This window comes from Chloroflexota bacterium, assembly GCA_018829775.1.
In the GTDB taxonomy this organism is placed as follows: Bacteria; Chloroflexota; Dehalococcoidia; order Dehalococcoidales; family RBG-16-60-22; genus E44-bin89.
The window spans coordinates 1-13001 of the sequence record JAHJTL010000003.1 but is presented as its reverse complement, the minus strand read 5'-3'; the positions used below and the strand labels follow the sequence as shown (position 1 = coordinate 13001).

Annotated in this window: 12 protein-coding genes; all 12 read left to right on the top strand. The window is 51.9% G+C overall.

Going from position 1 to position 13001, the window contains the following annotated elements; genetic code table 11:
- The first annotated feature begins 13 nt into the window (after positions 1-13).
- Entirely contained in the window at positions 14-1468 is a 1455-nt protein-coding gene (pilM, locus tag KKD83_00165) for a pilus assembly protein PilM (GenBank protein MBU2534567.1), read from the top strand.
- A 4-nt stretch (positions 1469-1472) separates the two neighbouring features.
- Positions 1473-2543, top strand: a complete 1071-nt coding sequence (locus tag KKD83_00160; GenBank protein ID MBU2534566.1) for a PilT/PilU family type 4a pilus ATPase — start codon at positions 1473-1475, stop codon at positions 2541-2543.
- Positions 2544-2702: 159 nt separating this feature from the next.
- A complete protein-coding gene (locus KKD83_00155; protein MBU2534565.1) occupies positions 2703-3512 on the top strand; it encodes a prepilin peptidase in 810 nt (269 codons plus the stop codon).
- Between the two features lie 167 nt (positions 3513-3679).
- Positions 3680-3961 (top strand): winged helix-turn-helix domain-containing protein, encoded by a 282-nt coding sequence (locus KKD83_00150; protein MBU2534564.1) that lies wholly within the window; start codon positions 3680-3682, stop codon positions 3959-3961.
- A gap of 83 nt (positions 3962-4044) precedes the next feature.
- Positions 4045-4368, top strand: coding sequence for a hypothetical protein (locus KKD83_00145; protein ID MBU2534563.1), 324 nt, complete (start codon positions 4045-4047; stop codon positions 4366-4368).
- A 149-nt stretch (positions 4369-4517) separates the two neighbouring features.
- On the top strand, positions 4518-6185 hold the full coding sequence (locus tag KKD83_00140; protein ID MBU2534562.1) for a GH3 auxin-responsive promoter family protein: 1668 nt from the start codon (positions 4518-4520) through the stop codon (positions 6183-6185).
- 81 nt (positions 6186-6266) lie between these two features.
- The gene (locus KKD83_00135) at positions 6267-9320 is read left to right on the top strand and encodes a diguanylate cyclase (protein ID MBU2534561.1); all 3054 of its coding nucleotides are present in this window, start codon (positions 6267-6269) and stop codon (positions 9318-9320) included.
- Positions 9321-9343: 23 nt separating this feature from the next.
- Positions 9344-10018 (top strand): response regulator transcription factor, encoded by a 675-nt coding sequence (locus KKD83_00130; protein MBU2534560.1) that lies wholly within the window; start codon positions 9344-9346, stop codon positions 10016-10018.
- 133 nt (positions 10019-10151) lie between these two features.
- Complete coding sequence (locus tag KKD83_00125) at positions 10152-11321, top strand: sensor histidine kinase (protein MBU2534559.1); 1170 nt, start codon at positions 10152-10154, stop codon at positions 11319-11321.
- A gap of 1 nt (position 11322) precedes the next feature.
- Entirely contained in the window at positions 11323-11994 is a 672-nt protein-coding gene (locus KKD83_00120) for a response regulator transcription factor (protein ID MBU2534558.1), read from the top strand.
- A 179-nt stretch (positions 11995-12173) separates the two neighbouring features.
- Positions 12174-12656, top strand: coding sequence for a type II secretion system GspH family protein (locus KKD83_00115; protein ID MBU2534557.1), 483 nt, complete (start codon positions 12174-12176; stop codon positions 12654-12656).
- Positions 12657-12686: 30 nt separating this feature from the next.
- Positions 12687-13001 (top strand): type II secretion system GspH family protein (locus KKD83_00110; protein MBU2534556.1); only part of this gene is annotated, 315 nt, incomplete at its 3' end.

The following is a 13001-nucleotide window of genomic DNA, read 5'->3' as shown; positions in this document are numbered from 1 at the left end:
GGAAAGTTAAGCAATGGCGAAGAAAGCGGTCACTTTATACATCGACGATACCAGCATCCGGCTCATGGTCACGAGCGGGCAACGGGTCAAGAAATGGGCGGACGTACCTCTTGAGCCCGGCCTGGTGAAAAACTCTGTGGTGCAGAAACCGGAAGAGGTTGCCGCCAAAATCAGGCAGCTTTTCAAGGTCCGCAAGATAAACTCAAAAAAGGTTATCCTTGGCATCAGTGGACTGCACTGTCTTACCCGCCCGATTCTTCTGCCTCAGCTTCCCAAAGATATGCTGGAGGAGGCAGTAAGGCGGGAGGCAAAGCGGATACTGCCGGTTTCTCCCGAGCAGCTTTACCTCCAATGGCAACCCATCCCCGCTCCCGAGGGGAAAGCACAGGTCTTCCTGGTGGCGATTCCCCGTACTGCCGCCGACGCTTTATTCAATACGCTGCGGCTTGCCGGCCTCAAGTCAGACCTGATGGACCTGAAACCCATGCTCCTGGCCAGAATGGTAAAGGACACGATGGCTGTTATCGTGGATGTTCAGCCAACCGAATTTGACATTGTTGTCATGGCCGGTGGTATTCCTCAGCCCGTCCGCACCGTGTCTTTTCCCGATGAAGCATCATCCTGGCAGGAAAAAACTACGCTGATCAAAGACGATGTAAGCCGGACCATTGAATTCTACAATACCAACAATCCCGAAACGCCCCTCGCAGCCACATTGCCTGTCTGGGCTTCCGGTGAACTGGCCAATGAATCCGAACAGTGCCAAGTTCTTTCTGACGGACTAAGCCGGCCGGTTTTACCTCTGCCACCACCGTTTGAAAGCCCTGATGGACTTGACCCAAGTCGCTACTCGGCAAATATGGGCCTGGTTCTCAAGAAAATCGCACCGACAAACGGTTCCGGGCTTTCGGTAAGCGAACTCAATGTAGTACCCGTAGTATACCGGCCAGAGCCAATTTCCCTGACCAGGATCCTGGCGTTGCCCAGTGCTGTCATTGCCATCAGCCTGCTTCTATTCTTGGCGCTGATGATTCAAAATACCTCTGCCGATATTACTGAAACAAGGGGCCAGTTAAATACCACCAATCAACTCCTTCAGCAAAAGATGGTCCAGAATCAAAAATATGCCGATGCCATTGCTGAACTCCAGCTGAAGATCAATAACACCGAGACCTCTGGCGGCAATTTTGCCTTGGCCTTGTCAACTCTGGAAACGCAGAGCGAGAAAGTAAACGGTAATCTTGAGGTAATTGTCAATAGTTTGCCGGAAACGGTGAGCCTGACCAGTATCAGCCATACCAGTAATACCCTGACCCTTAACGGACAGGCCCCGGGCGAAGAGGACCTCCTGTCATACCTGAGAGAACTGGAGGCCAGCGAGCGGTTCTCCAGCATTACCATTACCAGCCTCGGGAGAACGGCTGTGTCTGGCACGAATTTCAATGTCATTCTCGGCGTGGGAGAGTGAGCGCATGGATATATTTGCTTTAGTTCGCCTTGCGGCAGAAAAGGACGCCTCTGATTTGCACCTGGTGGTAGACAATGCTCCCATTCTCCGCATCAATGGTCTGCTTCAGCCAGAGGCTGATATGCCACCCATGACACCCGATGACATTGCCGAGGCCTTCCAGCAGATTACCTCTGAAAAAGAAAGGGCTGATTTTCACCACTGCCTGGAGCTTGACTTCGGCTACACACTGCCTGATGTTGGGCGACTGCGCTGTAATGCGGCCAAGCAGCGTGGCACCCTCACCCTTACCATCAGGCTTATCCCCCTGGTCGTTCCCACGCTTGAGGAATTGGGATTGCCCGATATTTGCAAGGAGCTTATCATGAAGCACAGGGGACTGGCGGTGGTCAGCGGACCAAGCGGCAGCGGTAAATCAACCACGCTGGCCGCAATGATCAATCATCTGAACTCAACGGAAAACAAACGCGTGATCACCCTTGAGGACCCGATCGAATACGTGTATTCAAACAATAAGTGCACCATCACGCAGCGTGAACTGGGCAATGATACTCTGTCGTTTGCTGATGCGCTGAAACATATACTGCGGCAGGACCCTGATGTCATTCTGGTGGGCGAGATGAGGGACCTGGAAACAGCGGCAGCGGTACTTACCGTCGCCGAGACCGGCCACCTGGTCCTGACCACCGGCCATGCCACCAGTGCCTCACAGGCTGTGGAGCGAATCATCGACCTTTTCCCCACCCATGAACGACACCTTGCCCAGACCCGGCTGGCGTCCCTGCTCCTCGGCATTCTGTGCCAGTCGCTGGTCCCCAGAGTTGACGGCGCGGGGAGAACAGCCGCAGTTGAGGTTATGATAGCCAACCCGGCGGTCAAGAACATCATCCGTGAGGGCAAAATCCACCAGCTGCCCAATGCCATCATGACGCAGACCCGCTCGGGGATGTTGCTTCTCGACCACGCTCTGATAAATCTCTACCGGAGCGGCATCATCAGCGGCGATAGTCTGTTTTCCTGCTGCAACGACCGCGAAGAGGTGGCCAAGATTATGGGAACAGTTAAAGTGGAATGACTGAAAAGGTATCCTGATATGCTAAAAAGCAACGCTAGCATAAGGTCTTGCTTACAGGCACTCACCTCCTCCTCACTTTGTCCCCTCCTGCTCTCCCGGAGGGGGCAATTCTTTTACCGACCTTGACGAACGGAGGAAAAACGCTCAAAATACGGCGAAATGGATATCTTGCTTTTTATCGTCTTTGCTGCATTCGGCACCGCTGTTGGCAGCTTCTTGAATGTGTGCATCGACCGCCTGCCCGTCGGCAAGTCGATACTGCACCCGCCCTCACACTGTGATTCCTGCCAGCACCGGCTATCGCCCGAAGACCTGGTACCCCTTTTCAGCTACTTATGGCTGCGCCGTCGCTGCCACTACTGCGGAGCGTCCATTCCTCCGAGACCCTTCTGGGTGGAACTGGGCACGGGGTTGCTCTTTGCCCTGAGCTACGGGTATTTCGGATTGAGCGTTCAATTCGTCGTTATTGCTTTTTACGGCAGTCTGTTTATTGTTATCTTATTCATAGATTGGGAGCATCAGCTTATACTGAATAAAGTCTCCTATCCCGCGATGGCGGTGGCACTGGTCATCGCTGTCTTTCAACCCCCGCCTGCACTGATTGACCTGAACCTGGCCTGGCCCTGGCCGGGCGTTATCAGCGCTTTGATGGGGGGAGCGCTTGGCTTTCTCTTCCTTTTACTCGCCTATTTCATAACCTTCGCTATCTATAAGCGTGAGGCAATCGGGCTTGGCGATGTCAAACTGGTGGGGTTGATCGGGCTGGCAACCGGCCCCAGACTGGTGCTTCTTTCGGTGACCCTGGGGGCAATTCTCGGTGGTGTGGTGGGCATAGTCCTGCTATCATTTAAGCTGAAAAAGAGACAGGAGCCTCTCCCTTTTGGCTCTTTCCTGGCCATAGCCACCATACTCACCCTGTTCTGGGGAAGCGATATCCTCAACTGGTACCTGGGCTTGCTCTCTTTTTAATCTTTTTGGGTTGTACTGGCAACAATACATCCGCATTTTATATTTAATTCCGTTTTATTCGTTGAGCGTGACATGAGTTGCAGATACCCTCATTTTTTCCATGCTATTGACAAATGGCGAAATGATTAGTACAATAGTCCTACCTAATAAAGTAGGGGAGGATAATGGTGAGGGTAAATCGGCGGCGCTCTGATATTGAAATCATTGCCGATATGCTAAAAATAGGCGAGAATGGCGCGGGCAAAACGGAAATCATGTACAGCGCCAATATGAGCTATAGTCAGATACAGAAGTATCTCGGCTACCTTGTGGCTAACGGCTATATCGACAAGATGAAGATGGGCAACCCCTCCGTGACCTACCAGGTTTCGGACAGCGGCCTGAGACTGCTTCAGCTGATAAATAACATCAAGGAAATGCTCGGGCTTGATGAGGATTACAGCTTGTGACCTTCGTGCGACATTTGGAACAGTGACCTGAGGACATATGGGTCTTCAGGTCTCTTTTTAAATACAGATGTAAGGAGATGAGCGTGGCAGACAAAAGAATGCTGATTGTTGATGCCGACATCGTCAGAAAGATTGACGAGAACCGCGGCGACATGAGCTACTCAGAGTTTCTGGATTTCCTGATTGACGGCCAGTTGAAAGAACCTGCTCACAACAATGCTTACGTTGATAAAGAGGAATTCAACCAGTTTGCCGCGGGCATGAAGGAACTGCTGCGCAATTTCCTGGAATTTTTCCTCAGTTACGGACTCGAACTGGGCAAACAGCCTCAGGACAAAACCTTTCAGGAGCTGAGCCAGAAACTGCAGACGCTTGGCAGCTCCGGCAACAAGGGTAAAAACCTCTAACTATCCCTCCTCTCTGCTGTCTGACCTATAATCCTCAAACCAATTCTTTCCACGACAAAATAGAACTATGTTCTAGAACACAATCACTTCCCAACCTAACTTATACGTGGCATAGTCAACTTTAGCCAAGTTGGCTTGGGAGGTGACTCGTGCTGAAAGCGATCGAGCTTTTACAGCAGGGAAGGAATGAAGAGCTTTGGCAGATGTGTTGCGGCTACCTCAGGCTTTCTCTGGAGCAGTTTATGGCCATACAGAAGAGGCTGCTCCTGGAACAGATAAGGCTGCTCAGCGGGTGCACACTGGGCAGAAAGATTATGAACGGCGCCAGACCGGAAACGGTAGAGGAATTCCGCGAGCAGGTGCCCCTGACAACCTATGCTGACTACTGCCCCGAACTCAGCGATAAAAGAGAGGCGCCGCTACCTGCCGAACCCGCCTTCTGGGTGCATACTTCAGGGCGTTCCGGCGATTACCCGTGCAAGTGGGTACCAATCACGCGGGTCTTTGCCGAGGAATTGAGCACAATCATGTATGGCGTGGGAATGCTCTCCAGCTGCAAGGACTGGGGTGACACCTCACAGCTCAACGGCCGCCCCAAAATCGTTTATACCGTGGCACCTCGACCGTACATGTCCGGAACCATGGCGGATATGCTCGGTATGCAGACACCGACCCAGTACCTGCCCCCACTGGAAGAAGCCGAGGAACTTTCTTTTGAAGATAGAATAAAGCTCGGTTTCAAACAGGCCCTGTCCGAGGGGCTCGATTACTTTTTCGGACTATCTATGGTTCTGGTGGTGGTGGGCAACAAGTTCAGCCAGTCAACCGACAAAGTGGATATCCGCCCCCTGCTTGCCCAGCCCAGAGCACTGTTTCGTCTGGCCAAAGGCATGGCCAAGAGCAAACTGGCACGACGGCCGATGCTGCCCAGGGATATCTGGTCGGTGAAGGGCATCATGAGCGGCGGTCTTGATAGCGGTATTTACCGCGAAAAAATCAAGGCACTCTGGGGAAGGTATCCTCTGGACGTATACGCCGGCACCGAAGGCGGCATCATCGCCACGCAGGCCTGGGACTTCGAGGGCATGACCTTCGTTCCCAGCCTCAACTTCCTGGAGTTTATTCCGGAAAAGGAACATTTCAAGTGGCGCCTCGACCCTGAATATCAGCCGAAGACGGTTCTGCTTGATGAAGTGGAGGCCGGTGAGAATTACGAAATGGTGCTCTCTAACTTCCACGGCGGGCCGCTGGTCAGGTACCGTCCCGGGGATATGATTCGCATCACCTCACTGCACAATGAGCGGCTGGGCATTGAGATTCCGCAGATGGCATTTGAGCGGCGCGCCGATGACCTGCTTGATTTCGTCTTTGTCCGGCTGACCGAGAAAACAATCTGGCAGGCAATTGAGAACACGGGCTTTGCTTATGAGGACTGGAGCGCCTTCAAAAAGGAAGGACAGCCGGTGCTCAGTCTCTATATCGAGTTGAAAAACGGCTATCAGGGCAGCGAGGCGGAAATTGCCGCCGCCGTACGGGAACAGATACTGAGGTCGGACAGCCAGAATAAAGATACCGCAGCACTGTATCGTGATGACTTTGCCGCAATGATCGACTTCAAGGTTGAAGTAAATGTGCTGTCGCCCGGAGCCTTCGCCCATTTCACCGAGCAACGGCGGGCCGAAGGTGCCGACCTGGCACACCTCAAGCCGCCACATATAAATCCGTCCCAGCGAGTGCTTGAGCTCCTGGCAGAGAAACCGGCAGAGGTGGTCAGGGTTGGCGCTGATACCACGAGCGAGACGGCAGCTGTCCGCTAGTACTTTAGTCCACCTCACTTTGGTCAAACGACTTTAGTTTCGCTTGACAGTCCTATTGATTGACGTAATAATTACCTCATAATGAATATTTACGCCCTATTCCCGGTAATCGCAGTAATTGCATATATCCCGCTGTTAATAACCACGTTGAGCAGCCGTCCCTGGCATAAGAATCATAGGCTTTTCGTCTTATTCCTAATCGCTGCCATGATATGGAGCCTCACCAGTGTCTTCTTACGCAGCAATATCTTCCCGCAATATAACCTTCCTTTTCTTGAGCTTATTCTCATTACTTATATTTGGACGGCCGTTCAATTCCACGTCTTTATTTCTTCTTTCTATGCCCCCGGCCAGGGGCGATGGTTACCACTCGCCTACACTTCGCTGATAGCAGTTAGCGTACTGGTAGTAATGGGTTATGTCGCCGAGGGGGTTACTGTTCTCAACGGTGACAAGCTTTATCTTAATTATGGAGAGGGAATCATCTTTCCAGCTCTTCCCCTCTTGGCCCTGGCAGCCAGAACGACCTATGTTTTCGGTAGAATGCTGAGGGTTCTAGATAATCCAGCGCTGCGCAATCAAATCTTTTCTTTAATGCTTGGGCTATTCGTTTTTATACTCTTCACTTTACTTGCCCTCCTCCCCTGGGGAAGAGAATATGCCGTAACTCATTTTGGCAGTATTATAGTGGCCGTCGTCCTCAGCTACGCGGTTGTCAGACATCAGTTAATTGACATCAAAATCGTTTTGCGACGTGGTTTGGGATGGGTAAGCCTGGCAATCATCGGTGTTGTCTGCTACGGGCTTTTGTTCGTCATTCTTAATAGCGTGCTCGGCTTCAAGTTTGACCCGACTGCTACCACCCTGGCTACAGCACTTGCTGTATTTGTCGCCATATTGATTTATAAATTGCGCAACTACCTGTTTATCACTATCGGTAAGGCCTTGCAGGGACAAAGCTATGATTACCGCAAGCGGCTCTCTGAATTTGCCAGCAAAATACACAACGTCTTCAGTCTGAAAGAGCAGGGCGGTGAAATTCTCTCGCTGGTCACCAAAGCGGTCGGTTGCAAGCGAGCCCGCCTCCTCTTCTTGGAGGTCGGTGGACAGGATTTTACCACCCAGCTTGTTGAGTCAAAAGGTAAAGACGATTCTATGTATAAATTCAGACTGAGCGGAGATAGCCTGATCGCGGAGTACCTGATGCGGGAGCGCAAGTTACTGACCAGAGAGACTCTGGCCATTCTGCCCGAATTCCGGGGCCTGTGGGAGGAAGAGAAGGAAGAGATTAGTTCTCACGGGATAGAACTCTTTGTGCCATTGATAAGCCGCGAACGACTTATCGGTATCCTGGTACTGGATAAAAAAGAGTCCGGCTGGTACTCCCTGGAAGACCTCCGTCTGCTGGAGGAGGTAACCAACCAGGTTGCGGTAAGCCTGGAGAAAGAATACCTCCGTGAGCGGCTCCGGGAACGCGAAGAAGAGCTATCGGTGATAAACCACTGCAGTGCCATTATCACCTCGAGTCGGGATGTCCAGGAGATATATGCCAGCTTCATCACCGAACTGAAAAAAGTAGTTGATATTAACTGGGCATCAATTAATCTCATTGAGGACAGCCGAATCAATATCCGGGCGCTGTACTCCGAGATAGGTTCGGCCTGGAAAGCCGGGGAGCAAATTCCAATGAGGGGCACGGGTACGGAATGGGTTGCCCTGAATAATAAGGCGTTTCTAGAGTCTGACCTGGCCCAGAGGGGTGAGTTTGTCACCGCCAAATTTCACCATAAGCAAGGAGTACGCACCATCGCATACCTCCCACTTATCGCCAAAGGGGTAGTCATCGGCAGTTTCGTTGTTGGCACCCGCAATCCGAATGCCTACTCACAGAGACATATGACGATTCTCGAACAGCTTGCTTCCCAGATTGCCATGTCCATTGAAAACTCGCGCCTGTATGCTGAAGCTGAAGAGAAGGCGCGGGTTGATAAACTCACTGACTTGCTGAATCGCCGCTCTCTGGATGAGCTGATGGCCACGGAAATTAACCGACAGCAGCGTTACGGGGGTGTCTTCTCGCTTATCATTCTTGACCTCGACGGTTTCAAAGCCTTTAATGATAACTACGGACACCTGGCCGGAGATAAACTGCTCAAGGAAATCGGCAGCGTCCTGAAGAGTACCATACGGAGCGCTGACCAGGCCTTTCGTTACGGTGGCGACGAGTTTGCTGTTCTCTTACCGAATACTCCCATTGATGCCGCCACACAGGTGGCGGACCGTATCCGCCGTAAGGTTGCTGCCAAGGCAAAGACCGGACACATCGCGGTATCCGCCAGCATTGGCCTGGCAAACTGGCCTGCAGACGGTGTCGCTGCGGATGAAATAGTGGACGCTGCCGATACTGCTCTTTACCGCGCCAAGCGTGAAGGTGGTAACCGCAGCTACTGTGCTTCGGGAACTTTACTGGAACTGAAAGATGCTCCGCTCAGTTTAATGGACGGCACGGATGGCGACACGCTGAGCGCCATATTTGCCATGGCGGAAGCCGTTGACGCCAAGGAACACTACGCCAACAGCCACTGGAAAAAAGTGAAGGAGTATGCCACCTTTCTGGCCACAGCCGTCGAGCTGGACCCGGAGGAGATTAGCAAACTTGAGACCAGCGCTTTACTGCATGACATCGGCAAGATAAGCATCAGCGAAAAGATATTGAATAAACGAACCCCGCTGACGTCTGACGAGTGGGCAATAATTAAAACACATCCTCAGGTGGGAGTGAATATCGCCAGTCGTGCCCCGGAACTGGCCCTGTGCCTGCCTGGCATTCTGCACCACCATGAGAGATACGACGGTACCGGCTATCCTATCGGTTTGAAAGGTGAGGAGATACCCCTGGAAGCCCGCATTCTGGCGATAGCCGATGCTTTTACCGCCATGACCACGGTACGGAGTTATTCCGATGCCCTGACCATTGCGGAGGCGCTTGAGGAATTGAAACGAGGTGCCGGTACTCAATTTGACCCGAATCTGGTTGAAATCTTCAATAGTGCCATCCAGAGCACCTCGGCAGCTCCGGCGGGTACGAAGGGTGGGGAGGTAGCCTCACCCGGGACTGGTTCAACAGATAAATAATTGCTAAAAGAAGGTGGCATACAATGAACAAGATACAGGTTATTATCATCAGCCAGCAGGTATTTTTCCGCCAGGGAATGGAACATTCCCTATCCAGAGTACGGGATATTACCATATCCGCCACGGCTGAGGTTTCTGATGAAGTGCTCTCCATAATCGATAATCTGCCGCCCGATGTTGCTCTGCTGGATATCGATACTCCTGCGGATGCCGGCCTCAAGCTGGCGCGCAGATTAAAACAGCGCCTGCCGACAATCGGCGTAGTGGTGCTTACGTCCAGTCAGGATGATGCCCAGCTCTTCCAGTCGCTTAAAGCTCAGGCAGTTGCCTATTTGAGCAAGGAAGTTACCGCCAGTGAGCTGGTAAATACCATAAGGCGCGTTTACCGCGGTGAACACCCAATAAATGAAAGCCTTACCGCCCGTCCCAAGCTGGCCGAACAGGTGCTGCATCAGTTCCAAGAACTGTCGCTGCGCAGCGAAGCGGAATCGTTCATTTCACCGCTAACGCCGAGAGAGATGGAAATCCTGAATCACATAGCTAAGGGCTATCTGAACAAGCAGATTGCTGCCCAACTGGATATCAGCGAACAGACGATAAAAAACCATGTTACCTCCATTTTACGCAAGCTGAATGCTAATGCCCGCACGGAAGCAGTCGTCGTCGCTATCAAGCAGGGATTGATTTCTCTCGGCTGATTCGTATCTCAGCTCTTTTGGGACGGCAACATTCGTCAGCTTTTTATAATATAATTCATTATGTCTAGTCTTGACATTGAGTACCCAGCGAATTAACATTTAAACGACAATAGTAGAGGAATAAGACCTTAAAATGCAATACCGGTACGAAAAAGAGGCATACCAGTTTCTTGCCGTTTACCGCTTTCTGGGGTACGCGCTGGCGGTGCTTTTCTCACAGGTATCCCCGACTATGGCCGCCATGCCCGCGTATCAGCTTTATATCATCCTGGGCATGCTGGGCGTCTATACTGCTCTGAAGGTTTTCTCCCCGCTCCGCTGGCAGGCCAGAGGCGCCATGACCTACCTGATACTGAGCGGTGATTTTATCCTCTGTATTTTGCTGGTTATCTACACCAACGGTCTTAACAGTATCTTCCTGCTTTATTCTCTCACGCCAATAATGACTGCTGCCCTGCTCTTCGAGGAAAGGATTGCTCTTGCTCTGGCCGCCACCGCTTCCCTGTCTCTTTCGCTCACGCACCTGTTCCTGAGCCAGTTTACGGAACGGTTCACCTGGATAATGCAGGGATATAATCTGACCCTGCTCATCGTTTATACGCTCTTTTCTTTTGTCGTTGCCACCGTGCCGTATCGCATCAACCTGAACATACGGCGTCGTATTGAAAGGGAAGCCATTATCGAAGAGCGCCGCCGCATTGCCCGCGAAATCCACGACGGCGTCGCTCAGTCATTAAGCTACCTCAATATGAAGACCAAGTCGGTAAGTGACCTGCTCACGTCAAAGAATTCCGTACAGGCGCTCACCGAACTTAATGAGATCCGTGAAGTGGTACAGGATACCTACGAGGACATCCGGGAATCAATCGACCAGCTGAGTACCGAAATAAAAAGCGTTTCCATTCTCGCCGCTCTTGGCAACTATGTCAGGGAATTCAGCAGTAATAATGGCATCCCGGTGCAGTTTGAGATATCCAAGCCCTTTACCCGCCTCTCACCGGTTGCGGAACTGCAGCTGCTGCGCATCGCCCAGGAAGCCCTGACCAACGTCAGGCGCCACGCGATGGCCAGCAGCGTTGAAGTAACGCTGAGAAACACCGCAGCCGAGGTGGAAATGGTGGTTAAAGACGATGGCAGAGGTTTCAAACTTGAAGAACTGGAGGAATACCCGCCCGGCTACCACGGTTTAGCCATCATTAAAGAGCGAGCCGAGGGGCTTGGCGGCAATGTGTTCATCACCACTGCCCCTGATAAGGGTACAGAAATGAAGGTCACCCTTCCGGTGGAGAAAGTGAGGTTGTGAAATGGAAGTAGTCAGGGTTCTTGTTGTGGATGACCATTCTCTCTTTCGACGCGGCATCACCGCCGTACTGACAAACCAGGAAAACATAAGCGTTGTGGGAGAGGCAGTCAATGGTCTGGAGGCAATAGAAAAAGCGGAAGAACTGAAACCTGATGTCATCCTGATGGACCTTAACATGCCACAATGCAGTGGGCTGGAAGCCACACAGGCGCTGCAAACTAAGATGCCAGAGGTAAATATCCTTGTTTTGACCGTTTCCGATAATGAAGCTGACCTTTTCGCTGCCATCAAGTTCGGGGCTACCGGTTATATTTTGAAGAATACGGAGCCGGAGGAACTTGTTCAGGCGATTTATCACATTGCTCAGGGCGGTGTTATTCTTTCCCCCATTATGGCAACCAAACTGCTTATCGAATTCAGGGATTCAGGTACAGATACCCAGGCCAACAAGTCAGCCGACGAAGAGGCCAAGCTGAGTCCCCGTGAAGACGAGGTGCTCCGACTGGTGTCTCAGGGTGCTACCAATAAAGAAATCGCTGACTCCCTGTTCATCTCAGAGAACACGGTGAAGACACACCTGCGCAATATAATGGACAAACTCCACCTGGCAAACCGCAGCCAGGCTGCCGCTTACGCCGTGAAACGAGGTCTTGTTCCCCACAGCCAGAGATAATCAGGTACTAGGTGATAAGTCCGATACCCGCTCACCCAAAAGGATTAGCCTCGAGTAACCGAAAAATCATTACTTTGCAGGATTGTCTGTATCTCACCAATAACTTATGATGTAACTATTGCGAGAATAGTCTTATTTTCGAACTTGGCAATAAAATAATGAGAAAAAGGAGGTGAAAAATGAGATTGCCAAAGAGAGGCGAGAAGGGTTTCACACTGATCGAGCTGCTCATCGTGGTGGCCATCCTCGGCGTGCTGGCCGCGGTGGTCATCCCCAACGTGGGTCGGTTCATCGGACGAGGTGAAACCGAGGCTGCAGAAACCGAGTTCTCTAACCTTCAGTCAGCTGTGGTGGCTATGATGACCGACAACGGGTTGGAGGAGCTGCCGACTGGCTTTGTAGCAGATGCTGGTAGCGCCACCGACAACATGAGCCTGTTCCCACATCCTACGGCAGCTACCGTAACCGTCAAGGTAAATGACCCGGATGGGACTGCCTACACCGCCAGCGACAAGAACGGATATATCCTTTACCGGCACGATATCACCGCGGATAACGCCACCACAAACCTGGTCAACTATGTCGCTACCGAGATGTCCAATGGCACTTACTATGTTGATAAGCTAGGAACGATAACTCAGCAAACCACCGGGTATGAGTAATCTATAAGTATGAGAGGAGGAGGTGAAGAAATGAGATTGCCGAAGAGAGGCGAGAAGGGTTTCACGCTCATCGAGCTGCTTATCGTGGTGGCCATCCTCGGCGTGCTGGCGGCAGTGGTCATCCCCAACGTGGGGCGGTTCATCGGACGAGGTGAGGCGGAGGCAGGGGAAACCGAGTTCAGCAACGTACAGGCAGCGGTAGTCGCCATGATGGTTGATAACCAGTTGAGCACCCTGCCGACTGGCTTTGTAGCAGATGCTGGTAGCGCCACCGACAACATGAGCCTGTTCCCACATCCTACGGCAGCTACCGTAACCGTCAAGGTAAATGACCCGGATGGGACT